Here is a 23,080-nt window from a genome sequence, read left to right on the forward strand (position 1 = left end):
TATCCAACACAAAATCTCAGGCCACAAAAAAGCCCCTCTGATGAGGGGCTCCTTGCACAGCACATTCCAGCATCAGGTCATCTGAATGATGGTCTGCATGATGGTGCTCTGGGTGGAGATAGTCTTGGCGTTCGCCTGGTAGTTGCTCTGCCCCTTGATCAGGTCGACCAGTTCGTTGGTCAGGTTGACGTTGGACTCTTCCAGGGAGTTGGAAACGATCGAACCCAGGGTGCCGGTTTCCGGGGCATCGTAACCAGGAATACCCGACACATAGGTTTCCTTCCAGCTGGTGCCGCCTACTGGCTGCAAACCTTGTTCGTTGGTGAAGCTGGCCAGGGAAATCTGGCCGATCGCCTTGGTCTGGTTGTTGCTGAAGTTGGCCAGCAACACACCGCTGCCGTCGATGGTCAGGTTGGTGATCTGGCCAGTCGCGTAGCCGTTCTGCGCAGGAATCGAACGCGCGGTGTCGGCGTTGAACTGCGTGGTATTGGCCATTGAAATGGTCACACCTGCCGGGTCGGCACTTGCCCCGTTGGGGGTCCAGACGCCGCCGGTCACGGAGCCCGGAGTCCAGCCAGTGATTTTCAGGTCATTGCCGATAACCGGTGCAGGTGCCGGAACGGTCGGCGGAACAGTCGGCGGTACCGGCGTGCTGACCGAAACCAGTTTGCCGCTCGAATCGAACGTCATGGTCGAAGGGATCGGAGCCGTCACGGCAGGGTCGCTGCCATCCGGGTTGCGACCATCGATCAGGGTGTAGGTATCCCAGGTATTCGGACCCGTCTTGACCATGTACTGGTCCATGGGGTGCTGGTTACCCTGCGTATCGAAAACCGGGGTAGTGAACTGCTTGGTGTAAGTGGCGGGCTTGCTCGGATCGAACTTGTTGGTAGCCACAGTCTGATCGATCACCGCAGCCGTGGAATTCAGGTTGATCGTCGACGAAACGGTGTTGGTGGCCTTCGGGGCCAGGTTGGAGGTGTCGATTTGCAGGTCGGTCAACACGCCATTGAGAATCTTGCCATTGGCATCTACACCGTAACCCTGCAAACGGGCCGTACCGTCGCTATTGGTAACGTAACCTTCTTTGTCAGTCTTGAAAGTACCGGCACGGGTGTAAGTCAGCGAACCATTGTTGTTCAGGACGAAGAAACCGTTGCCCTGGATACCCATGTCGAGCACGTTGCCGGTATTGCTCACGTCACCCTGGGTGAACTGCTGGGAAACGTTGGCCAGACGCACGCCGTTGCCGACGGTCTTGCTGCCGGTACCCAGGCGGGTCGCCGAGTACACGTCTTCGAATTCTGCACGGGACGATTTGAAACCGGTGGTCGCAACGTTGGCGATGTTGTTGCCGGTCACGTCCAGTTGCTTGTTGGCTGCAAAGAGACCGCTAAGGCCGATATTGAAAGACATCATCCACTCCTTTGTGCCGTATTAGTCGGCTTTACATACCAATGGTTTGTACTTTGGACAGGGCAACGCTGCCCAGCCCGGCCAGGTTGAGCATCAACTCCCCGCCGGTCTGGCTGATGGTCACGCTGTTGACGGTCGCGGGCAGGTTGGTGATCAACGCGACGGACTTGCCATCGATGGAGGTCGTGGCGCCGAAGGCGAAGGTGCCCGCAGGTACCGTCTCACCCGCATCGTTCTTGCCGTCCCAGATGAAGCTGGCGTTGCCGGCCTTCTGCGAACCCAGGTCGATGGTGCGCACGGTCTTGCCGGTTGCGTCGGTGATTTTCAGGGTGGCGGACGCCACCGAAGTCGGCACGACCACCGTGCCGCTGAGGCTCTTGGTAGTGTCTACCACGGCCTTGTCGCCCGGAGCAATAACCGAACGACCCACCAGCGACGACGCCTGCAAGGCCTGAGACGAGTTGTAGTTGCTGGCCAGGCCGCTCACGGTGTTGTTGAGCGTGGTAATGCCTTCCAGGCTGCTAAATTGTGCCAACTGGGCCACGAACGCGCCGTTGTCCTGAGGCTCCAGCGGGTTCTGGTTTTTCAGCTGGGTCACCAGCAACTGCAGGAACGCATCCTTGCCCAGGGCCTGGCTGCCCGTAGACTTGCCGGTTGCCGACGCCAGACCATCAGTCGTGGGGTTGGTCTTGATCGAGGAATTGGCCAGGATGTCGTTGAGGCTCAAACCGCTGGTGGAATCGGTAACACTCATCTGAGTCGCCCCTTATCACTGACCGAGGGTCAGGACTTTCTGCATCATGGTTTTGGCGGTGTTCATCATTTCGGCGTTGGTCTGGAACGAACGGCTCGCGGAAATCATGTCGGCCATTTCCTCCACCACGTTGACGTTCGGGTAGTAGACGTAACCCTTGGCATCGGCCGCCGGATGGTTCGGCTCGTAGCGCGCCTCGAGGTTGCTCTGGTCTTCGACTACACCCAACACCTGCACGCCCTGACCGGCCGCGTCCTGGCTCTGGAACAGCGAGTCGCTGCCGCCGCTCTGGCCGCCCTGGAACATGGTGGCGAACACCGGGTGACGCGCGCGGTAGGTCTGGTCGATGCTCGACGACACCGTCTCGGCGTTGGCGATGTTCGAAGCGACGGTGTTCAAACGCGTGGTCTGCGCACTCATGCCGCTACCGGCAATGTTGAAAACACTGGATAGAGACATGGCTTACTCTCCGCGCAGGGCTGACACCAGCCCTTTGAATTTGCTATTGAGCAGGGTGAAGCTGGCCTGGAAGCCGATCGCGTTTTCCGCGTAGTTCGACTGTTCCAGCTGAGCGTCCACGGTGTTCTGGTCGATCGACGGTTGCATCGGCGTGCGATACAGCAACGACTCGTCGCCATTGCCCAGGCCTTCAGCTTCGATGTGACGGCTGTTGGTCATGTTCAAGGCGAAGGTGCCGTTTTTGGTTTTCTCGTTCTGCTCGGCGAGTACCTTCGAGAAGTCCAGGTCCCGAGCCTTGTAGTTCGGGGTATCGGCGTTGGCGATGTTGTTGGCCAGGACTTCGGCACGCTGGGCGCGGAAGCCCAGGGCTTGTTCGTGGATACCGAGCGCTTTATCGAAGCTGATGCTCATGTCGGGAAACCTTCGGGTGACCTGATTTTTCGTAGGATCAACTTAGCAAGCCCCATGCCAATTCAAAAAAGCCCGGAAACCGGGGCTTTGCCGGCCATGGCAACGCGGCAATGCCAGAAAAGCGGCAACGGTTTTCCGCCGGATGTCGCTTTTCTGCCGCCTTACTTGATTTGGAGGACAACACTTGACCCTGTGGGAGCGGGCTTGCCCGCGAAGGCGTCGTGTCAGCCGATATGACTTTTCTGATCTACCGCTTTCGCGGGCAAGCCCGCTCCCACAGGGAGTAGGTGGTGCCCGTGAGAAATCAACAGGCATGAAAAACGGGAGCACCTGAGGACTCCCGTTTTTTTGCCGACGCCAGCAGAATCACTTCGCCTGGTAAATGATCCCCGGGCTGCACTGGACCATCTGGTAATGATCCGGCAAACCGTTCAGTGCTTCGGAAGCACCGAGGAACAGGTAACCGCCCGGCTTCAACGTGCTGTGGATGCGCAACAGGATGTCCTTCTTCACCTCGGCGGAGAAGTAGATCAGCACGTTGCGGCAGAACACGATGTCGAACTTGCCGAGGCTCGCGTAGCTGTCCAGCAGGTTGAACGAACGGAATTCCACCCGGCTCTTGATCGGTGCCTTGATCGCCCAGCGCCCCGGCCCTTTCGGGTCGAAATAACGCTGCAGGCGCTCAGGCGACAGACCGCGACCGATGGCCAGACTGTCGTATTCGCCGGTCTTGCAGTTGTTCAGCATGGTGCCGGACAGGTCGGTGGCAACGATCTGCACGCCCATCCTCAACTGGCCCAGGTTGACCCGCTCGAACTCGTCGATGGACATCGACAGCGAATACGGCTCCTGCCCCGACGAGCACGCCGCCGACCAGATGCGCAGGCGCTGGCCGGGACTGGCCTTGATCGCTTCGGGCAGTACCTTGTTCTTCAAGACTTCAAACGGGTAGGTGTCTCGAAACCACAGGGTTTCGTTGGTGGTCATGGCATCCACCACCTGTTCGCGCAAACCGCTGCGCGGCTGGGTCTGCATGCGCTGAACCAGCTCACCCAAAGACTTGATGCCTTGCTGTTCCATCAGTTTGTTGAGACGGCTGGAGACCAGGTACTGCTTGTTTTCACCGAGCAAAATGCCACAGGCTTTTTCCAGGAATACCCGGAACTGTTCGAAATCCAAATTACCCGTAGACAATGATGCCGCCTCTTAAATCGTGTTGACTGCCAGGGGTGCAGGCCCCTGGCTGATATCTGCTGCCTTGATCCGGTCGACTACCCGGGATGCCAGGTCATCAGGACGGAACTTGGCCAGGAAGTCATCGGCACCGACCTTCTTGACCATCGCCTGATTGAACACTCCCGACAACGAAGTATGCAGGATGATATGAAGCTTTTGCATGCGCGGGTCGTTGCGGATTTCCGCCGTCAGGGTGTACCCGTCCATCTCCGGCATTTCGATGTCGGAGATCATCATCAGGAACTCTTCTTCCGGCTTCTTGCCCTCGTCGACCAGTTTGCGCAGGTAATCCAGCGCTTGCCGACCGTCGTTCAACGCCACCACTTCGACACCGACCGTTTGCAGGCAACGCGTGACCTGCTTGCGCGCCACCGACGAGTCGTCGACCGTCAGCACTCGCAACGAAAGCGCCTTGTGCTGGGTTTCGACATCCACCACACCCACGGAAATCGCTTCCGGCGTCGGTGCCACTTCCGCCAGCACTTTCTCGACGTCGATGATTTCAACCAACTGATTGTCGACCCGCGTCACCGCCGTCAGGTAGTGATCGCGTCCGGTGCCCTTGGGTGGCGGATGGATCTCCTCCCAGTTCATGTTGACGATGCGCTCCACCGAGCGAACCAGGAAACCCTGGGTCTTGGTGTTGTACTCCGTGATGATCACGAAGGGATTGTTCTTGTCCTTCAAAGCACCGGAGCCGGTCGCCATCGCCAGATCAAGGATCGGAATGGTCGCCCCCCGGATGTTCGCCACGCCGCACACGACAGGACTGGACTTGGGCATCAGAGTCAGTTTGGGGCATTGCAGCACCTCCCGAACCTTGAAAACGTTGATCCCGTACAGCTGCTGGCCGTCGAGACGGAACAACAACAGCTCAAGGCGATTCTGCCCCACCAGTTGCGTGCGCTGGTTCACCGAATCCATTACACCAGCCATGCCCAGACTCCTACACCAACGCCAAGTGTTGTTGCGACGCGCCTTCATCACTGAACGGCACGGCGCTTGCTTTTTTAATCGTTATGAACACAGAACCGACATTTTTCCGACACTTGACCACACCCTGCCGAAAATTGCTCGGCGTGCTGGCGGCCGTTTGCCTGTTCAACGCTGGCAGCCCTGCCCTTGCTGACGCGGTTACCTTGCCTGACATGCTTATCGGCGTCACTCAGGGCTTTCTTGAATTCACCGTAGAAGACTATCTGGCCACCAGTCAAACGGAAGGTCGCTACGAAATCCAGGTCAACCCGCTCGACCCGCGCATGCACATGCCCATGTGCGACAAGGAATTGACAGCGACCCTTGAGAGTCCCAAGCCGCTGGGACGGGTCACGGTCAAGGTCCGCTGCGAGGGCGCTTCCCCCTGGACAGTGTTCGTACCCGCTCAAGTCCGCCTGTTTCGCGATGTCGTGACCACCGCCCGGCCACTGCGCCGCGCCGCCATTGTCGAGCCTGGGGATGTAATCCTGCGCGAGCGCGATATCAGCCTGATCGGCCAGGGCTACCTGACCACCCTCGACCAGGCGGTTGGACAGCGACTGACCCGACCAATGGTCGCCGACCAGGTGATTACCCTGGTGCATATCGAACAGGCCGAGGTCATCCGCAAGGGTGATCAGGTGGTGATTACCGCCCGCAGCGGTACGCTCAGCGTGCGCATGCCGGGCGAAGCCCTGTCGAACGGCAGCCTGAGCGAACAGATCCGGGTGAAAAACCTCAATTCCCAGCGAGTCATCAAGGCGCAGGTGATGGCGCCGGGGCAGGTGGAAGTGTCCATGTAAAGCTCACTGTTCATCGGAATGTGGCGCTTGCCGCGGCGGTTCCCTAGACTGTGCTCCATGCAGGGCAAGCGCTGACGCGCGCGAGGTTCATTGATAAATGAGCCTAAAGTTTTCCAGGGAATGGCCGAAACCATGGCAAGCGTCCAAATTCCCAGAGGTTTTTTATCATGGTCATCGATTTCAGCCGTTTGAACAGCTCCTCGTCCCTTACGGGCAGTACACGTACCAGCGCCAGCAAGGAAAGCGCCGAAGCCGACAAATCCGCGCCGCTGGAGTCCGCGGCCGAACAGGCCGGTACCGTCAAAAGCGGGGAATCGGTACATCTCAGCAATGAGGCTCAACAGTTGCAGAAGGTCACTGACAAGCTGCGCGATCAGCCTGCCGTCGACAAAGCCCGCGTGGCCGAGTTGAAAGCAGCGATTGCCGATGGCAGCTATAAAGTCGACAGCAACCGTGTAGCCAGCAAACTGCTCAACTTCGAAGCCCAGCGCTAGGCCACCGCCGGCGCCAGGCTTTTGGACGCTTAAAACCCAAGGCCAGCCATGCACGACACTCATTTACTGCAACTGATCACCGACGACTTTGCTCCAGCGCAACACTTGCTGGAGTTACTGCAGACCGAATCCCTCGCCTTGCATGGCCGCGACATGCCATTGCTCGAGGGCATCCTGGCGCAGAAACAGGCATTGGTCGTTCTGCTCGAACAGCATGGCCGCAAGCGCAGTGAAATTCTCGCCAGCCTCAACCTGCCGACCAACCGTACCGGTCTGGAGCAACTGGCCAGCCAGTCGAGCATCGGTGACCAGTTGCTGGCGCAAAGTGATGTGCTGAGCGATCTCCTGGCCCAGTGCCAGGCCATCAATGCCAACAACGGCCAGTCGATCCTCACTCAGCAAGCCGCTACAGCCACCCAGCTGAAAATCCTTAACGGCGGTGAAACCCCGGCGCTTTACGATGCCAGTGGAACCTTCTCCAAGCTTGCTAAGCCACGCCCGCTCAGTCAGGCTTAGGCCGGTCGATGAGCCCGCTCTATCCAAGACGCGAAAGATGCTGGCAAAATGCTGGCTAGCCGTAGTCAAATTTTGTCTGGAGATTGATTAACCGTGTCCAATGCCTTATCCGTGGATGATGCTCCGCAGCCACCCAAGGTGCTCTCCACGCCCTTGGAAATCTCCGGCAACCTGCGCCAGCTGCTCGAAAGCCATGACCCGCTGATCATCACGTTCCACGAGCGCAGCCAGCGCTTCCAGAGCTATCTGGTGGAGCTGGACCGTGAAAGCAACATGATTGCCCTGGACGAAATGATCCCCCGCGATGGCGAGCGCTACCTGCTGGCGGGCGAACCGTTCAAGGTCGAAGGCTTCCACGAAGGCGTGCGCATCGCCTGGGAAAGCAACGGCCAATTGACCATCGACGAATCCGGCGGCAGCCGTTGCTACCGCGGCAGCCTGCCCGATGAAGTGGTGTACCACCAGCGTCGTAATGCGTTCCGCGCCGCGCTGAAGCTGGCACAACTGGTCAACGTCAACCTGGACGGCGAAAAGCTCAAGACTTCGATCAGCGGCAAACTGCTGGATATTTCCGCTACCGGCTGCAAACTGCGTTTCGACGGCGACATCACCGGCAGCCTGCAACTGGGTCAGGTCTACGACCGCTTCAGCGCCGAACTGCCCTTCGGCAAGATGACCGCGCCGGTCGAGTTGCGTTATCTGCACTTCGAAGAAAAGATCTCCACCACCTTCGCCGGCGTTCGCTTCCACAACATGAGCGGGCTGGTGCAGCGTCAGGTCGAACGCTTCGTCTACCAGTTGCAACGCGAAGCGCGTCGCTTCGACAAAGACGACCTCTGACAGAGCGTCAATAAAAAACGGGCAGTCCCTTGCGGTGACTGCCCGTTTTTTTGTGCCCTGGATTTAAGGCCTGGCCTCGCTCAAGCTGGGATCTCGTCCTGTATCCGGGTCTTCTGGCGGCTGATCGGCTTCAGGCGCAGCTTCGGCTTCGGATTCAGGTTCTGGCTCCGGGCCGTGACCGACCGGACCGGTCATCTGATCCTGCACCACCTGCTCATCGACCCGCGGGTCGAGGCAGGCTACCAGCGGCGAACTCGTCATGTTGTCCGGCATGGCCACGTGATGCAGCGGCGCATCTTCCACCTGGTGCAGGTTGGTCACCGCTTTCGGACGAATTCGCCACACCAGTACCAACGCAAAGAAGCTGAAAAACGCATAGAGCATCTGGCTGCCGAACAGCTTCATCAGCACCCCGGCCACCAGCGGCCCAATGCTCGCACCCACACCATAGGTCACCAACAACATCGCCGTCAGGGACACCCGGCGATCACCTTCGACGTGGTCATTGGAGAACGCCACCGCCAATGGATACAGGCAGAACTGCACCAGCGAACAGACAAAACCGGCGAGAAACAGAACCTCCAGCGGCACCTGCGGCATGATCGCCAGCGGCAGCGCGGCCAGTGCCAGGCTGAACGCGAAACTACGGATCAACACCGCCCGGTCGTAGCGGTCGGACAACCAGCCCAACGGCCACTGCACCAGCAGCCCGGCAAAAATGCAGCTACCCATGAACAGGCCGACCTGTTCCGTGGACAACCCTTGCTGCGAGGCATACAGCGGCGCCAGACCGTAGAACGACCCCACGATCAGGCCTGCCCCGAGCACCGTACTCAATGACTGCGGCACGCGCTTGATAAAGAACCGTGGCTCCATCGGCGCCGGATGCAACGGTGCAGGGTGGATCCGCCGGGTCAGGGCCACGGGCACCAGACACAGGGCGAAACACAGAGCGACCAGCATCAGCAGCTCCAGCCCCAGCGCGGGGTGCATGACCAGAATCAGTTGCCCCATCACCAGCCCCAGGTAGGAGGCAATCATGTAACCGCTGAACACCAACCCGCGCTGCCTGGCTTCGGCCTGTTCGTTCAGCCAGCTCTCGATCACCATGTACTGGCACATCATGCCGAGGCCGACGATCACCCGCAGGAACAGCCAGGCCGGCAGCCAATCGACCAGGCCATGGCCCAACACCGCCGCGCCGACAATCCCGGCACAAGCCGAATAGGCCCGGATATGCCCGACCCGGGCAATCAACCGGTGACCGATCTTGCCCCCCAGCACCAGGCCGAAGTAGTTGGCGGCCATCAACGCACCCACCCACAGGCTGTCGACATGGTCGGCCGCCAGGCGCAGGCCCAGGTAAGTACTCAACAGGCCCGAGCCGATCAACATCATCAGCGAGGCGAAATACAGCGCTCGAAAGGATTTCCAGATTTGGCGCATCGGCGTTCCGAGCGGCTCCTTGCAGTGAGAATCGGCTACCGCTAAACGATAGCCGGATGTCGACGGATCGTCAGGCCTGGGCTGCTAAAACACGCCGTTCCCAGGGAGTAATTTCATCATAAAAACTGCTCAGCTCCAGAGTCTTCGAAGCGATGTAGCCTTCGATGAATTCCGTGCCCAACAGTTCCCTGGCCAACTGGCTACGTTTCAGACGCTCGAGTGCCGCATGCAAGGTACACGGCAACGAAAGATTTTCCGGTACTTCGAACTCACCCTGGATCGGCGCGCTCGGCTCCAACGCGTTCTCGATGCCATGTAACCCCGCCGCCAGGCTTGCGGCAAGTGCCAGATACGGATTGGCGTCGGCACCCGGCAAGCGGTTCTCGACCCGACGGGCCACCGGCAAACTGGCTGGAATGCGCAAGCCAGCCGCCCGGTTGTCATAGGACCAGCAGGCATTATTCGGTGAGGCGTAAGGGTGGCACAAGCGTTGATAGGAATTCACGTTCGGCGCAAACAACGCGGTGAAGTCGGCCATGCAAGCCTGCTGGCCGGCAATGAAATGGTGGAAGGTTGCCGTCTCCTGCCCTGCCTCATCACTGAACACGTTACGTCCCGAATCGATCTCGACGACGCTCTGGTGAATATGCATCGAACTGCCCGGCGTATGCGCCAACGGCTTGGCCATGCACACCACGCTCAGCCCGTGCTTGAGGGCAACCTCCTTGAGCAAGTGCTTGAACAGGAACGTCTGGTCGGCCAGCAACAGCGGATCACCATGCAGCAGATTGATCTCGAACTGACTGACGCCCATTTCGTGCATGAAGGTATCGCGAGGCAAGCCCAACGCCGCCATGCATTCGTAGACTTCATTGAAGAAGGGGCACAGCCCATTGTTGGAGCTGACGCTGAACGCCGACTGACCATCCTCTCGACGACCGTCCAGCCCCAGTGGCGGCTGAAATGCCTGGGTCGGATCGGTGTTGGGGGCGAAGACAAAAAATTCGAGCTCGGTCGCCACGACTGGCGCCAGGCCGCGGGCCGCGTAACGGGCAATCACGGCTTTGAGCAGACCACGGGTCGACAGGCCGCAACTGGTGGTGGTGCCCAGTTCCTCCGCATCGCAAATAGCGAAGGCCCGCGGTGGATTGCTCCAGGGCAAGCGGTGGATTTGCGCAGGGTCCGGGATCAGCGCCAGGTCGCCATCGTCGCTGCCGTAAAACCGCGCTGGCGGGTATCCGCCCATGATGCATTGCAGCAGCACACCCCGCGCCATCTGCAAACGTCGACCGTCGAGAAAGCCCTCGCAGGTCATCACTTTGCCCCGTGGTACGCCGTTCAAATCCGGCGTGACACATTCAACTTCATTAATGCCCGTCAATCGCTGCGCGAGTGAACTCAGGCCAACGGTCCTCATGACGCAATCCTTGTTATTGTGCGGGCCGCGAACGGCGACCGTACAAAATAGGCTCCGCGTGTTCAGAATTTCAAGCAGCGTCGATAAATATGCTGCCTCTCAGGGCAGGTAAAGGCGGAACACCCCACCGCCCAACGGACCGCCATTGCTGATTTCAGTGCGCCCGCCCACGCCGTTGCGTTGATGCAGCGCGGCAATTCGCCCGGCAAAGTACAGGCCCAGCCCGGTGCTGCCGGTGCTCTGATTGATGCCCTGCACGTAATCGGCCTGACGCTCGATCATCTGCGCCGGATAGCCTTCGCCATCGTCATTGATGGTCAACACCAGTTGCCCGGCTTCGTCGCTGACACTGATCAAAACCGCATGCCGTGCAAAGCGAATGGCGTTGTTGATGCAGTTGGCCAATACCGACGCGATCAACTCACGATCGAAGAAACCCAAAGGGCTCAGCGGATCCACTTCATAGGTGGCCATGATGCCGCGGCTGGCGAACACCTCCTGATGGCAAGCCAGTTGCGCTTCGATGAAGTCGTCCAGTTCATGGTAGGCCGGCTGCAACGGCATCTGGTTGACGCCGAGCTTGTACAGCCCCAGCAACTGCACCAGCATGCCGTTGAGGTGGGCGAACTCGAAGTCGATCACGCCCTGCTCCGGCACCTGCTGCGCAGACTCCGGCAATCGCGCCAGCCACTGGCTGTGGGCCTGCATCAGCATGGCCAGCGAGTTCTTCATGTCGTGCACGGTAGAGGCGATCACCGTGGAGAAATCCAGTGCCTGTTCGTTGTCGTTCATTGGCCAAACGCCTTGCTTTTCAGCTTCTGGTAACGCGGATAACGCGCGTCGGTATCGGGCATCAGGCCGACCATTTTCAGGCAGGCCCGGCATTCTTCCAGCTCCGCCGAAGGAACGCCGGTATCGGTGCCGTGCAACAAAGACTGCGCCATGTTCAGGGCGATACTGATGTTCTTCGGTTGCATCGCCAGGGCTTTGCGGAATACCTGGCGGGCCTCCACCAGGTTGCCGGTCTTGTACACACGTACACCCTGACGGTTGAGCTCCGCGGCGGCGTTGCCGGAGTTGAGGATGGTCGGGTCGTCGGTCTGCTTGGCGATGTCCTTCATGACCGTCGGATCGTCGCCGTAGATTTCCACGCAGTTTTTCAGCATCGCGGTGCCGGCCTCGGTCTGCCCGAGCATTTTCAGTTGCTTGGCCACCAGCAAAGCCGCTTCGGCGCTCATGAATTGCTCCATGCCATCGAGGCGCAACAAGGCTTGCTCGGTGAGCTTGTCAGCCGTTTCCGCATCGTTGATCAGCAGACTGGTGGCCTTCATCAAGCGCGCACGAATTTGCAGGCCAGGGTCGCCAGGGTTGTCCTTGGCCACTGCGCTCAGCGTGGTATTGATTTCCAGTCGGGTGCGGGTATCCAGCCCCCTGGCGCTGCCCTTGCTGATCAAGGCGTGAGCCAGGCCGAGGTTACTTTCAGGATCCTTGAAACGTGACTGCGCGCCTTGGGCTACAGCCTGACGATAGGCTTTGGAAGCGGTATCGAAGTCCTCGTTGGTCATTGCCAGCTTGCCTAGCAACGCTTGCCGGCGCACCGCCAGCGGCGACAGGCGAATCGCTTCTTCGAGAACGCGCTGTGCACCCTTGGTGTCCCCTTCGGCGACCAGTACGTCGGCCATGCCGTCATACAACGACGGCATCATCGGGAAAACCTTCAGGGCTTTTTCGTAAATGCCTTTGGCCTGCCCGATCTGACCGCGCTTGAACAGCAACTTGCCCAACCCGGCAAACGCCCATGGCAATGGACGGTCGGCGATGATGCCGTCGTACAGCCGCTCCAGCGCTTCGTTCTGATTGAGGTCGCGCAGGGCATCGGCGCGATAGCGCAGGCACAGTGGCGAATAGCGGATGTCTTGCTTGCACAGGGCGATGCAGGCGTTGAGCACCTCCATCGGCTTGCCGCGATCGAGGGCCTGCAGGATCGGCTTGAGCAGGGTCTTGCGCTGCTCCAGGCGCTCCAGGCGCTGGGCCAGGCTGGAACGGTTGAACGGCTTGGTCAGATAGGCATCGGGCTCATGCTCCAGCGCACTGAGCACCATGGCCTGGCTGGTTTCGGCGGTGACCATGACGAACACCGCTTCATGGCTGATCAGCTTTTCTTCCATCAGGTCTTCGAGCACCTGCTGGCCATTCTTCTTGCCGTCGCCCAGATGAAAGTCCTGCAGGATGAAGTCGTACTGCTTCTGCGAACACATTTTCAGCGCCTGTTCGCCGGTATCGGCAGTGTCCACTTCCTTGACGCCCAGTTCACGCAGCATCGAGCGAACCGAACTGCGGAAGTCCGAGAAATCATCGACGATCAGAAAACGCTTTTGGTGATACGACAGCATCGAAGATTTCCAGGCAATTTAAGAAGAAGAACCCAAAGGCAAATACACAGACGGACTCAGCTTCGCAGCCCTTGATTTGGCGCGCAGATGATAGCTGGTAGCCCTTAGCCAGCAAACGCCTTCTCATCGCCAATCAGTACATGCATCGACCGCGAGAGACGAAGAAGCGGGTAACTGTCCGGGTTATCGGCCAGCCATGGCATTCCCTTGAGAACCTCCCCCAACGCTCACGCTGAATATGTGAAAGCGTTACTGAAAACGAGAGCGGCCAGTGCTGCTCACTGATTTCTTCAAGCTCCGGCTTGCAGGTGGCTCGGCCAGGCAGGTTTCGCCGACAAATTGACTAAGTCGAAGTTAGCCCTCCTAACTGCACACCATTTGTCGGTTAATTGACGATTTTGATCAGGATCAGACTTTGGTTGCATGCCAACTGTGGCGAGTCTAATACCTTGATTTTCGAGGGTTACCCCCTTCCTTGAAATCATCAGCCAGGCCTACCCGCACGGGGCTTTTATCGAGGACTGACGGATGGTCAGGATGGCAGCGCTCCGGGCTGACCTAGACTCCGTTGAGAGGCATGCGGGAGCACATCATCATGCGTATTCTGTTGATCATTATTCGTATTTATTTACTCTCTCGAGCTTTGCCTGCCTTTTGGAAACGTTCGCCCCTCCTGCCGGCGCTGTTGATGGAAACGACCCCGGGGCCGCTGGTTGCCGATGCCTGGGCGGGCACCATCACGGCCTCCCGGCGTTCAAATCTGTCCTTCAATCACGGCGACCCAGTGAGCAAGTTGCTGACCCAGGAAGGCCGGCGGGTGGAGGCCATCGTTGGTTTTTCAAGGGGGTCAGGAAGATGATGACTGACCAGGAAAAGCCAATAGGCGTGATGTTGATCGATTGTCGCCCCCTCGTGCTCAAGGGCCTTCACGACTTGATTGACTCCAGAAAGCCCCGAATGGAAGTGACAGGCCAGGCCACCACCTACACCAATGCGCTGAATCTTGCCGATCAGTTGCGGCCCAATGTCATTTTTTTCAGTTTCTTTCCGGATGCACTGAATCCTCTGGAGGTCGTCGCGGGACTCACCCGTAGCGCCGAAATGAAAGTGCTGCTGCTCAAGGGCCTGTACGAAGCCGTCCCCGCGGCCCAGGCGATAGAGGCTGGCGCTCGTGGCATCGTGCTGGCGGAAGACCCGACGGAATCGATTATCCAGGCCATCCTCAAGGTCCATCATAGCGACTTCGCAATGGATAGAGCCTGGGCTGGCGGCCTTGCCGGCTATACCGCGGCCGGGCATATACCCTTGAAATGCAATCGGGAGCAGGCGAAACAGGCGCGGTTGACGCTACGCGAGAGAGAACTGATTCGCGCCATCGTGGGCGAACCGTCCGCCAAATATGTGAGCATTGCCGGACGCCTGGGGATCAGCGAGCACACTGTGCACAACCACCTCAGCAACATCTATCAAAAGCTCAATCTCATCAACCGCATCGACTTGCTGATGTATGCACTGAAACACGGGCTTACCAACAACGAAGCACCACCCTCCACCTGGGTGGAACTGGATTGAATTTCAAGTCAATACAAGACGGTCTGCCCCTCACTTTCAAAAAAAGGGGGGGGTAGGCCATCACCGTGTCGCCATTCCTGTCGGTAGCCTGGAACAGGGTGACCGGAATGCTGATGTGGTTCTCGGTATATCCTGCTGCGTTAACCTGTATCTACCCCGCCGCGCTCTTTAAGCCTTGTGCTGCTCGCCAGTTCACAGCGGATGCGATCATGCCGATCTCGTGTCAGAACCGCAAAAAGAATGCGAGGGTGATTTCCTGGGCCACCCTCGCATCCGTTCACGCGCGCAAAACCTCAAGCACTGCCAAAAAAGATGTCGGTACTCTGAACATCGACCCCGACCAAGGTGATGGTCGTTGTTTGTCCGCCAGACTCGGCAACCGTCACGACGCTGTCTGCGCCGGTGTTGTTGATCGATTGGACAACGGCATTCGGGTCGCCGTTAAGCACCAGCTTGTCTTGCACGCCTGAGCCCACATCGAAGCCGGTAACCTGGTACAGGTTCTCATTGACTGACAGATCGATGTTGAACGCATCCTGCTTACCGATCGTGCCAACCAGCGAGAAGTCGAAGGATGCGTTGGCCGGGTCGTTGGCGAACAGGTTGGCGGCAAACGTACTCGTCGCCGAGTCCCCATCCTTGTCCGTCAGCGTCGCGCTGAACGCCAACTGGACATCGCTGGCCAGACTCTCGCTCTGCTGAATGAACTGGATCACCGGAATCTTGACATCGCCCCGGCCCATCGTCAGCTGGACAGCGTCGATCAGTACCGTACCCTCCTTCTGGACGAGGAAGGACACCTGCCCGCCAGCCTCCGGCGTCACGGTGTTCACCTCGACGCGGTTCGAGAACGTGCCATCCGCGTAGTAGATCCTGTAGTACAGGTCCTCGGTCGCCGTGTTGTAACCCGCCACCGAGTTGTCGATGAACACCTTCATTCCCGTCAGCAGACTCTCTGGATTGATGACGAAACTTTCATCGGCGGCGCTGATTGCCGCCAGGTTATCGCCCTGGAACAGGTTATTGGCGACGCCGATGCCGGACGTGCTGACGTTCATGGCCGCCGGGTCTATGTACGATGGCAGGGGGTTGGTCTGTAGCGCGGCTTCGGTCGGGTCGGGTGCTCCGAGCCCGATGCCGCTCAGGATGTCCGCAGTCGACGCAAGCGCCTTCGCGGAAAAGAACACAATCTCCTCGGATGTCGAAGGAATGGCCGGGTTACTCGTCTGCGGAATTAACAACGTGCGCACCGAATCCGGGCCACCGGCAGCGAGCGAGCCATTGGCACTGCTGAGCACTATCGTCGAAATGAAGCCTTGCACCAGATCCAGTGCATAGCGACCATCGGCATAGGCGGTCAATGTGTAGTCGACGGTGGTATTCGCCGTTGCGGCGTTGTTGTCGAAATCACCGGTCAGCGTTCCTGCGAAGTGGTACGCGCCATTGATATCCGGTGATGGCGACAGCTCGTTGAGCGTGCCGGTCCCGGTCGTGGTCGTGTTGTCTGGCCTGATGAGGGTGAACTGGTTATTGACCAACGAAATATCCAGACCGGCCGCACCCAGCCCGTCGGCTCCCGTCGCCATATTCCAGAACCCGGATTGCGCAAGGACGCTACCGGTCCCGATCAGATTGCCGAAAGTGAGTGCCGGGCCGTCGTCCTTGAACACCAGGTACTGCCCGATATTCAGCGTCGCCAGGGCGCTGTCGCCGTCCCTGTCGGTCTTGGTCGCGGTCAACGTCACCAGGTTGTCCGCGGTCAGGCTCGTCGAATCATCCGGATTGCTGGCGTCGGGATGCACCACGGCCCGGAGCTGGTCGAGCGTGACGCTGCCATTGGCGGCGACACCGACCGTGAACACCAGCAGGTTGCCCGTGGCTGTACGGCCTTCGACCACGGTGCCGTTGAGCGACAGGTTCACCGCCTCGCCCGAGGCCGTGTCCGTCAGCCCGGAGGCTCCCGCCACCACGCCCAGCGCATAGGTCAGGGTGCCGGCATCATCGGCGCCAAACGCCGAATTGAAGTTGGCCGCGAAACTCTGGGTAGCGTTGGTCGCCAGTATCGTCTCGTCCACTGTCAGTGTCGGTTCCACCCCGGTGGTGGTGATGCTCGGTCCGTCGTCCTTGAACACCAGGTTCTGCCCGATGTTCAGCGTCGCCTGGGCGCTGTCGCCCTCCTTGTCGGTAATGGTCGCGGTCAGCGTCACCAGGTTGTCCGAGGTCAGGCTCGTCGAGTCATCGGGATTGCTGGTGTCGGGATGCACCACGGCCCGGAGCTGGTCAAGCGTGACACTACCATTGGCGGCCACGCTGACCGTGAACACCAGCAGACTGCTGAGGGCCGTACGCCCTTCCACCACGGCGCCATTGAGCGACAGGTTCACCGCCTCGCCCGTGGCCGTGTCGGTCAGGCCGGAGGCTCCGGCCACCACGCCCAGCACATAGGTCAGGGCGCCAGCCCCATCGGCGCCAAACGCCGAGTTGAAGTTGGCGGCAAAGCTCTGGATAGCGTTGGTCGCCAGTATCGTCTCGTCCACCGTCAGCGTCGGTTCTGCGCCGGTAGTGTTGATGCTCGGTCCGTCATCCTTGAACACCAGGTTCTGCCCGATGTTCAGCGTCGCCTGGGCGCTGTCGCCGTCCTTGTCGGTCTTGGTTGCCGTCAGCGTCACCAGGTTGTCCGCGGTCAGACTCGTCGAATCATCGGGATTGGTGGCGTCGGGATGCACCACGGCCCGGAGCTGGTCAAGCGTGACACTACCATTGGCGGCCACGCTGACCGTGAACACCAGCAGGCTGCTGAGGGCCGTACGCCCTTCCACCACGGCGCCATTGAGCGACAGGTTCACCGCCTCGCCCGAGGCCGTGTCGGTCAGGCCGGAGGCTCCGGCCACCACGCCCAGCACATAGGTCAGGGCGCCAGCCCCATCGGCGCCAAACGCCGAGTTGAAGTTGGCGGCAAAGCTCTGGATAGCGTTGGTCGCCAGTATCGTCTCGTCCACCGTCAGCGTCGGTTCTGCGCCGGTAGTGTTGATGCTCGGTCCGTCGTCCTTGAACACCAGGTTCTGCCCGATGTTCAGCGTCGCCTGGGCGCTGTCGCCGTCCTTGTCGGTCTTGGTTGCCGTCAGCGTCACCAGGTTGTCCGCGGTCAGGCTCGTCGAATCATCCGGATTGGTTGCGTCGGGATGCACCACCGCCCGGAGTTGGTCGAGCGTGACACTGCCATTGGCGGCCACGCTGACCGTGAACACCAGCAGATCACTCGTGGCCGTGCGGCCTTCGACCACGGTGCCGTTGAGCGACAGGATCACCGCATGGCCCGTGGCCGTGTCGGTCAGCCCGGAAGCTCCGGCCACCACGCCCAGCGCGTAGGTCAGGGTGCCGGCACCATCGGCGCCAAACGCCGAATTGAAGTTGGCGGCGAAGCTCTGGGTCGCGTCGGTCGCCAGCACCGTCTCGTCCACCGTCAGCGTTGGCTCCGTGCCGGTGGTGGTGATACTCGGCCCGTCGTCCTTGAACACCAGGTTCTGTCCAATGTTGAGGGTTGCCTGGGCACTGTCGCCGTCCTTGTCGGTAATGGTCGCTGTCAGCGTCACCAGGTTGTCCGAGGTCAGGCTCGTCGAATCATCGGGATTGCTGGCGTCTGGATGCACCACAGCCCGGAGTTGGTCGAGCGTGACGCTGCCATTGGCGGCCACGCTGACCGTGAACACCAGCAGATCACTCGTGGCCGTGCGGCCTTCGACCACGGTGCCGTTGAGCGACAGGATCACCGCATGGCCCGTGGCCGTGTCGGTCAGCCCGGAGGCTCCCGCCACCACGCCCAGCGCATAGGTCAGCGTGCCCGCATCATCGGCGCCAAACGCCGAATTGAAGCTGGCGGCAAAGCTCTGGTTGGCGTCGGTGCCCAGTACTGTCTCGTCCACCGTCAGCGTCGGCTCCACGCCGGTGGTATTGATGTTCGGCCCGTCGTCCTTGAACACCAGGTTCTGTCCAATGTTGAGGGTCGCCTGGGCACTGTCGCCGTCCTTGTCGGTCTTGGTGGCTGTCAGCGTCACCAGGTTGTCCGAGGTCAGGCTCGTCGAATCATCCGGATTGCTGGCGTTGGGATGCACCACGGCCCGGAGCTGGTCGAGCGTGACACTGCCATTGGCGGCGACGCTGACCGTGAACACCAGCAGGCCGCTGAGGGCCGTACGCCCTTCGACCACGGTGCCATTGAGCGACAGGTTCACCGCCTCGCCCGAGGCCGTATCCGTCAGCCCGGAGGCCCCCGCCACCACGCCCAACGCATAGGTCAGCGTGCCAGCACCATCGGCGCCAAACGCCGAGTTGAAGTTGGCGGCAAAGCTCTGGGTAGCGTTGGTCGCCAGTACCGTCTCGTCCACCGTCAGCGTCGGCTCCGTGCCGGTAGTGCTGATGCTCGGCCCGTCGTCGTCGAAGATGATCCTGGAGCCGATTTCGGTTTTCGAAATAGAGGCCTGGACCAGCGTGAAACCACCGATATCAAAATCGGCGTGCTCATTGCCCTTGGCAGTGACGGCCGCCCCGTTCTCGACGAGCACGCGGTTGTGGTCCGACGTAGTGGAGTATTCAATCTGGTAGCCGGCTTTAACGCCGGTGATTGTTGCAACCCCTGCTGCAAAGCTGATGGTGATGGCCGGATCATTCACCGAGCCGTTTGAATTCTCGATCACCTGCCCGGTACTGTTGAAGACGCGAACATTGGTGATGGCCACCGACGCATCATTCGCATACCCATTGATGAAATTCGCGCCAGGCTCAGCAGCGGTGCTGAATGCGCTGACTCTTACCACCGCACTCTTGCCGCTTTGCAACTGCACGACATCGAAACTGGCCGATTTCGCATTGAAGACGCCGGTAAAATCGACGTTGGATTCTACATCGGCTTCGTTCTGGTCCAGGTTGGGAATGGTCACATTCTGCCTGGCACCCGTGACAAACGAAAAGCGGATGCCCTCTTGCTCCACAATCATCTGATTGTTGGTGCCGAAGGTGGTCGGCCCCCCCGCCTGACTGGTATTGATCGTGTCGCCAGTCGTTATATTGGCGCCGCTTGACTGATCAGCGGGGTCCTTGCCGGTGGCGATAATCGTGGGATCCGTGATCCGCAACACACCACCGTCGTTGAAAACAGTCGGGTTCGCCTTCGTGAACATCAAGAAGAGGTTCTGACCGGAGGGCGCATTGGCCAGACTGAATTCCATGTCCTGACTGGCTCCGATGAAAACCTTGTTCAGCAGATTGAGTGAATCATCGGCGTTCGTCATATCGGGATGCTTGAGCGGTTGGTACTCCACGGTCCAGATCTTGCCGCCCGTGACCGGCGATCCGGTTTCTTCAATATAGGCAGCGAACACGATCGCACCGGTTGCGCTTCCGGCTCGGCCCACGACGATGTTGTTGTTCGTATCCGTATAGAGAAGGATGCTGGTGCCTTCGAGGGTAACCAGTCCGCTGTCCACGCCATTGAGCGGTGCGCCAGAGACACCGACGAAGCTGATATCGGTAATGCTTGCTCCGGGGTCAGCGGTGATGGTGAATGCATTGCTGCCGGTGTTGCCCACGGCACCGGTATAGCCGCTCAAGGCCGCACCCGTTGCGGTACCGGCCCCCAGTGCAGTCAAACGGGTAGAGAAGATCGAGGGCAGGGACGCCACCAGAATGTCGTTGTCGTCAGCGTCCCCCGCAGGGCCTGGAGTGGCAGTGCTGTTCTGCAACCCGGCCGTTTCATCCAGCGTAACGTCCTCGCCGGTCGCCACGACGCCCAAAACGCTGTCCGTAAACGACATTGTCGCCACCGCGTCGTCACCGGTGCCGACCACACCATCGGCGCCCGCAGAGGCCGCAGTGAGTAGAAACGTTGCGCCTGCCGAGTCGTCGGGATTCACGTACCAGGAGGTGGTGACGCTGCCGTTGACCTGGCCGTCGAGATCGCCAGCACCGCCGTCGGTCACGGACCAGGGCTCATGCCCCTCGCCGGTGTTGGTATCGAGCACGTCGTCGGACGTACCCCACACACCATCCGCGCCGGCACCGATGGCGTGGTCCACTTCGAGCGTCACGGTGCTGCCGGCGGCGAAACCGCTGGCCGTGATCATGGCGGTGCTGCCGGGTGCGTAGTCTTTAAGGTCGGTGGTGACGAACGGAGTGTATGGACGGGGTGGATCGCTTACATAGGTAAAAGTCCAGTCGTGGCTGACGGGTGAAAGATGGGCATCGGCGTTATTGGTCAGGTCACTCGTTGGCGATGAAGTTTTCTTGCGCATAGTCATGACTTTCTCCTGAGCGGGTCCAGTCATCGGAGGTCGACCTTGGACCATTTTCGGTTCTATTGGTCACAACTATGAACAGGCACCGGAGGATGCACATCGGCCGATACTCCCAGGCGGGCTGGGAGTTTCAGACTATTTGGAGGGGAGACGGAAAGTCGCGAAAGTAGAGTTGATGGATTCGATAAATCCCAGGCACCTGAGTTTGTCGAACTTTGTCTACAAGTCGTGAAAATGAAGCGTTGAAACAGGGGGGGGGGCTGCAAAATATGGTGTCCCAGGGCAGGTTCGAACTGCCAACCTTCCCCTTAGGAGGGGGATGCTCTATCCAATTGAGCTACTGAGACACAAGTTGACCGCGACGAAACGCGGTGCGATGGACGGCGTGCATGTTAACGGCCGGGCTGGCTTTTGTCATGTCGTCCGTATGGCTTTTTAAGTGTAGGCAGTCGCCTTGGCCGGGCGCGGACTTGTTTACCGCGCAAATTGCATCAGTGCAAAAAGCCATCATTGCAAAATGCAATATGGAGCTTTACCAAAAATAACTTAATTCATTGTTTTTAAAGAATTTAATTGCCGATAGACTCTGGCATGCGAGCTGCGTCTACTGTTCTCACAGAACAACCGAGGCCCGCGCCATGAACAGCGCCCTTTTACTCTCGAATGCAATCGCCCTGACGGTTTTGCCGGGTTTTTACTTTACCCCCGAGAGCGGTGCCACGCAGGTTGCCCAGCGAATGCCGCATTACCTTCAGTTGCAGAAGGCGCCACAACTGGCAGTGATGAGCGACCAGCACAGCTTTGTCAGCCAGGAAAACATCCTGGTGCCGGCTCTGTCTGCCGAACGCTTGATATTTTGAATGACCCCCACCAGGAGCACTGCATGTCCAGATCAGCCGCGAGTTTCTTCATCCTCGCCTTGTTGAGTGGCATTTTTCATCTGTCATTGACCCAGGACATGATCGTCACCCTCCCCTTGATCGCCTGTGGTGTATTCACCGCGCTGTTCGTGCTCGCATTGATAGCCGGGCGCAAGATCAAATTTGATCCGGTGCTACGTTAATCCGGGTATGGCAGATCTGGCGCAAGGCTCTGCCATCCATCCTGAATTTCCCCCTCAATACGACCTCCCCTAGTAAATCGGCCATTTGCCACTATTCTGTAAAAGGCAAGGAGCAGGGATCGAGTCCGCTTTTGCTGCCCATCAGAAACCTTCGTCGGGCGGAGAAAGCGCCAAGCGATACGGCCCGGTCGAACTTTTCAAACCAGTCTGCATTTCTGATAATTGGTGCTGGCAGAAAGCCTTTATACAGTTCAATATTTGTCACAGAATTGACGCCAAGGATCTGGCTTGCTTGAGGCATGATGCGCGCCTCTATCAATTCAGGTTGAACATTTGGTCAGAGCGCTTGTCCTACCAGACATCCTGCGGCCAATCCCGAAACCGCTCCCCTGAACTAACCGGTTAAATATATGCGCCCATTGAAACAGGCAATTTATTCCAGCCGTACGGCTGACAAGTTCGTCGTACGTCTGCCAGACGGAATGCGTGAACGCATTGCCGAGGTGGCTCGCAATCATCATCGCAGCATGAACTCCGAAATCATTGCGCGCCTTGAGCAGAGTCTCATTCAGGAAGGCGCACTGGGAGAAGAGTTGAGCATGCGCTTGGACAGCCCGGAGCTTTCCTTGCACGAACGGGAGCTGCTGCAACGCTTCCGCCAACTCTCCCATCGACAGCAGAATGCCCTGGTTTCGCTGATCGCTCATGACGCTGAAATGGCCGCCGACGCGTCCTGATTCAGCCAGAAAGCTCGAGCCAGCCTGATCGCTGGCTTTTTTTTTGGTTATTTCACTGGCCTGAGCATGGGCACGCCCCCTTGTGCTGGCGATGGTCGTTAACGATGACCCGGGTGAACTGGATAAACGCGGCGCACTTGAGTCCATCGCCAGCAAGCTGGCTCCTACAGTTTCCCGGGATTGCCTGAACCACCGGCTTGAACGTGGGCACGACCCCTTGTAGGAGCCAGCCTGCTGGCGATGGTCGTTAACGATAAC

General features: G+C 59.3%; 21 protein-coding genes and 1 tRNA gene. 9 read left to right on the forward strand and 13 right to left on the reverse strand.

Annotated features, from left to right (window positions below):
- Window positions 1-72: 72 nt before the first annotated feature.
- The 6 genes from flgE to ACEN8Z_RS24995 all read right to left on the reverse strand — a co-directional run bounded on the left by flgE (window position 73) and on the right by ACEN8Z_RS24995 (window position 5,212).
- On the reverse strand, window positions 73-1,416 hold the full coding sequence (flgE, locus tag ACEN8Z_RS24970; RefSeq protein ID WP_495596000.1) for a flagellar hook protein FlgE: 1,344 nt from the start codon (window positions 1,414-1,416) through the stop codon (window positions 73-75).
- 31 nt (window positions 1,417-1,447) lie between these two features.
- A complete protein-coding gene (gene flgD / locus ACEN8Z_RS24975) occupies window positions 1,448-2,170 on the reverse strand; it encodes a flagellar hook assembly protein FlgD (RefSeq protein WP_495596001.1) in 723 nt (240 codons plus the stop codon).
- 15 nt (window positions 2,171-2,185) lie between these two features.
- On the reverse strand, window positions 2,186-2,629 hold the full coding sequence (gene flgC, locus ACEN8Z_RS24980; protein ID WP_007980123.1) for a flagellar basal body rod protein FlgC: 444 nt from the start codon (window positions 2,627-2,629) through the stop codon (window positions 2,186-2,188).
- A 3-nt stretch (window positions 2,630-2,632) separates the two neighbouring features.
- Window positions 2,633-3,040, reverse strand: a complete 408-nt coding sequence (flgB, locus tag ACEN8Z_RS24985) for a flagellar basal body rod protein FlgB (RefSeq protein WP_007988729.1) — start codon at window positions 3,038-3,040, stop codon at window positions 2,633-2,635.
- A 366-nt stretch (window positions 3,041-3,406) separates the two neighbouring features.
- On the reverse strand, window positions 3,407-4,234 hold the full coding sequence (gene cheR, locus ACEN8Z_RS24990; protein WP_007994597.1) for a protein-glutamate O-methyltransferase CheR: 828 nt from the start codon (window positions 4,232-4,234) through the stop codon (window positions 3,407-3,409).
- Between the two features lie 12 nt (window positions 4,235-4,246).
- Window positions 4,247-5,212 carry a chemotaxis protein CheV gene (locus ACEN8Z_RS24995; protein WP_007994596.1) on the reverse strand — a complete coding sequence of 322 codons (966 nt, stop codon included), beginning with the start codon at window positions 5,210-5,212 and terminating at the stop codon, window positions 4,247-4,249.
- An 83-nt stretch (window positions 5,213-5,295) separates the two neighbouring features.
- Between ACEN8Z_RS24995 and flgA the strand changes: the two genes are divergently transcribed.
- The 4 genes from flgA to ACEN8Z_RS25015 all read left to right on the forward strand — a co-directional run bounded on the left by flgA (window position 5,296) and on the right by ACEN8Z_RS25015 (window position 7,904).
- The gene (gene flgA, locus ACEN8Z_RS25000) at window positions 5,296-6,054 is read left to right on the forward strand and encodes a flagellar basal body P-ring formation chaperone FlgA (protein ID WP_442096910.1); all 759 of its coding nucleotides are present in this window, start codon (window positions 5,296-5,298) and stop codon (window positions 6,052-6,054) included.
- A 167-nt stretch (window positions 6,055-6,221) separates the two neighbouring features.
- Window positions 6,222-6,548: a flagellar biosynthesis anti-sigma factor FlgM gene (gene flgM / locus ACEN8Z_RS25005; protein ID WP_007994591.1), complete on the forward strand. Its 327-nt coding sequence runs from the start codon at window positions 6,222-6,224 to the stop codon at window positions 6,546-6,548.
- A 48-nt stretch (window positions 6,549-6,596) separates the two neighbouring features.
- The gene (locus tag ACEN8Z_RS25010; RefSeq protein WP_495596002.1) at window positions 6,597-7,064 is read left to right on the forward strand and encodes a flagella synthesis protein FlgN; all 468 of its coding nucleotides are present in this window, start codon (window positions 6,597-6,599) and stop codon (window positions 7,062-7,064) included.
- Between the two features lie 93 nt (window positions 7,065-7,157).
- Window positions 7,158-7,904, forward strand: a complete 747-nt coding sequence (locus tag ACEN8Z_RS25015; protein ID WP_007994895.1) for a flagellar brake protein — start codon at window positions 7,158-7,160, stop codon at window positions 7,902-7,904.
- Window positions 7,905-7,967: 63 nt separating this feature from the next.
- Here the strand turns inward: ACEN8Z_RS25015 and ACEN8Z_RS25020 are convergent, their stop codons facing one another.
- The 4 genes from ACEN8Z_RS25020 to ACEN8Z_RS25035 all read right to left on the reverse strand — a co-directional run bounded on the left by ACEN8Z_RS25020 (window position 7,968) and on the right by ACEN8Z_RS25035 (window position 13,160).
- Entirely contained in the window at window positions 7,968-9,350 is a 1,383-nt protein-coding gene (locus tag ACEN8Z_RS25020; protein WP_495596003.1) for an MFS transporter, read from the reverse strand.
- A gap of 70 nt (window positions 9,351-9,420) precedes the next feature.
- A complete protein-coding gene (locus ACEN8Z_RS25025; protein WP_495598189.1) occupies window positions 9,421-10,665 on the reverse strand; it encodes a glutamine synthetase family protein in 1,245 nt (414 codons plus the stop codon).
- A 201-nt stretch (window positions 10,666-10,866) separates the two neighbouring features.
- Window positions 10,867-11,559, reverse strand: a complete 693-nt coding sequence (locus ACEN8Z_RS25030) for a sensor histidine kinase (protein ID WP_495596004.1) — start codon at window positions 11,557-11,559, stop codon at window positions 10,867-10,869.
- On the reverse strand, window positions 11,556-13,160 hold the full coding sequence (locus ACEN8Z_RS25035) for a response regulator (protein WP_495596005.1): 1,605 nt from the start codon (window positions 13,158-13,160) through the stop codon (window positions 11,556-11,558). Before ACEN8Z_RS25035 ends, ACEN8Z_RS25030 begins: the two co-directional genes overlap by 4 nt.
- Window positions 13,161-13,755: 595 nt before the next feature.
- Here ACEN8Z_RS25035 and ACEN8Z_RS25040 point away from each other — a divergent pair.
- Both ACEN8Z_RS25040 and ACEN8Z_RS25045 read left to right on the forward strand, forming a co-directional pair.
- A complete protein-coding gene (locus ACEN8Z_RS25040; RefSeq protein ID WP_495596006.1) occupies window positions 13,756-14,019 on the forward strand; it encodes a hypothetical protein in 264 nt (87 codons plus the stop codon).
- Entirely contained in the window at window positions 14,019-14,732 is a 714-nt protein-coding gene (locus ACEN8Z_RS25045) for a response regulator transcription factor (RefSeq protein WP_495598190.1), read from the forward strand. Before ACEN8Z_RS25040 ends, ACEN8Z_RS25045 begins: the two co-directional genes overlap by 1 nt.
- A gap of 293 nt (window positions 14,733-15,025) precedes the next feature.
- On the opposite strand, the gene ACEN8Z_RS25050 is transcribed toward ACEN8Z_RS25045, so the two are convergent.
- Complete coding sequence (locus tag ACEN8Z_RS25050) at window positions 15,026-20,542, reverse strand: DUF5801 repeats-in-toxin domain-containing protein (protein ID WP_495598191.1); 5,517 nt, start codon at window positions 20,540-20,542, stop codon at window positions 15,026-15,028.
- Between the two features lie 750 nt (window positions 20,543-21,292).
- Window positions 21,293-21,369 (reverse strand) — tRNA-Arg (locus ACEN8Z_RS25055).
- A 291-nt stretch (window positions 21,370-21,660) separates the two neighbouring features.
- Here ACEN8Z_RS25055 and ACEN8Z_RS25060 point away from each other — a divergent pair.
- A complete protein-coding gene (locus ACEN8Z_RS25060) occupies window positions 21,661-21,882 on the forward strand; it encodes a hypothetical protein (protein WP_495596007.1) in 222 nt (73 codons plus the stop codon).
- A 23-nt stretch (window positions 21,883-21,905) separates the two neighbouring features.
- On the forward strand, window positions 21,906-22,085 hold the full coding sequence (locus tag ACEN8Z_RS25065; RefSeq protein ID WP_008004211.1) for a PA3371 family protein: 180 nt from the start codon (window positions 21,906-21,908) through the stop codon (window positions 22,083-22,085).
- A 91-nt stretch (window positions 22,086-22,176) separates the two neighbouring features.
- On the opposite strand, the gene ACEN8Z_RS25070 is transcribed toward ACEN8Z_RS25065, so the two are convergent.
- Window positions 22,177-22,386, reverse strand: a complete 210-nt coding sequence (locus tag ACEN8Z_RS25070; protein WP_495598208.1) for a hypothetical protein — start codon at window positions 22,384-22,386, stop codon at window positions 22,177-22,179.
- 109 nt (window positions 22,387-22,495) lie between these two features.
- On the opposite strand from ACEN8Z_RS25070, the gene ACEN8Z_RS25075 reads away from it, so the two are divergent.
- The gene (locus ACEN8Z_RS25075; RefSeq protein ID WP_003178899.1) at window positions 22,496-22,822 is read left to right on the forward strand and encodes an Arc family DNA-binding protein; all 327 of its coding nucleotides are present in this window, start codon (window positions 22,496-22,498) and stop codon (window positions 22,820-22,822) included.
- Window positions 22,823-23,080: the final 258 nt, after the last annotated feature.

The sequence above is a fragment of the Pseudomonas sp. Pseusp10 genome (assembly GCF_059492225.1).

Coding starts and splice junctions, on each gene's coding strand:
- flgE (WP_495596000.1), bottom strand. CDS start 1,416: ATGTCTTTCAATATCGGCCTTAGCGGTCTCTTTGCAGCCAACAAGCAA.
- flgD (WP_495596001.1), bottom strand. CDS start 2,170: ATGAGTGTTACCGATTCCACCAGCGGTTTGAGCCTCAACGACATCCTG.
- flgC (WP_007980123.1), bottom strand. CDS start 2,629: ATGTCTCTATCCAGTGTTTTCAACATTGCCGGTAGCGGCATGAGTGCG.
- flgB (WP_007988729.1), bottom strand. CDS start 3,040: ATGAGCATCAGCTTCGATAAAGCGCTCGGTATCCACGAACAAGCCCTG.
- ACEN8Z_RS24995 (WP_007994596.1), bottom strand. CDS start 5,212: ATGGCTGGTGTAATGGATTCGGTGAACCAGCGCACGCAACTGGTGGGG.
- flgA (WP_442096910.1), top strand. CDS start 5,296: ATGAACACAGAACCGACATTTTTCCGACACTTGACCACACCCTGCCGA.
- flgM (WP_007994591.1), top strand. CDS start 6,222: ATGGTCATCGATTTCAGCCGTTTGAACAGCTCCTCGTCCCTTACGGGC.
- ACEN8Z_RS25010 (WP_495596002.1), top strand. CDS start 6,597: ATGCACGACACTCATTTACTGCAACTGATCACCGACGACTTTGCTCCA.
- ACEN8Z_RS25020 (WP_495596003.1), bottom strand. CDS start 9,350: ATGCGCCAAATCTGGAAATCCTTTCGAGCGCTGTATTTCGCCTCGCTG.
- ACEN8Z_RS25025 (WP_495598189.1), bottom strand. CDS start 10,665: ATGACCTGCGAGGGCTTTCTCGACGGTCGACGTTTGCAGATGGCGCGG.
- ACEN8Z_RS25030 (WP_495596004.1), bottom strand. CDS start 11,559: ATGAACGACAACGAACAGGCACTGGATTTCTCCACGGTGATCGCCTCT.
- ACEN8Z_RS25035 (WP_495596005.1), bottom strand. CDS start 13,160: ATGCTGTCGTATCACCAAAAGCGTTTTCTGATCGTCGATGATTTCTCG.
- ACEN8Z_RS25040 (WP_495596006.1), top strand. CDS start 13,756: ATGCGTATTCTGTTGATCATTATTCGTATTTATTTACTCTCTCGAGCT.
- ACEN8Z_RS25045 (WP_495598190.1), top strand. CDS start 14,019: ATGACTGACCAGGAAAAGCCAATAGGCGTGATGTTGATCGATTGTCGC.
- ACEN8Z_RS25050 (WP_495598191.1), bottom strand. CDS start 20,542: ATGTCGTTTACGGACAGCGTTTTGGGCGTCGTGGCGACCGGCGAGGAC.
- ACEN8Z_RS25060 (WP_495596007.1), top strand. CDS start 21,661: ATGAACAGCGCCCTTTTACTCTCGAATGCAATCGCCCTGACGGTTTTG.
- ACEN8Z_RS25065 (WP_008004211.1), top strand. CDS start 21,906: ATGTCCAGATCAGCCGCGAGTTTCTTCATCCTCGCCTTGTTGAGTGGC.
- ACEN8Z_RS25070 (WP_495598208.1), bottom strand. CDS start 22,386: ATGCCTCAAGCAAGCCAGATCCTTGGCGTCAATTCTGTGACAAATATT.
- ACEN8Z_RS25075 (WP_003178899.1), top strand. CDS start 22,496: ATGCGCCCATTGAAACAGGCAATTTATTCCAGCCGTACGGCTGACAAG.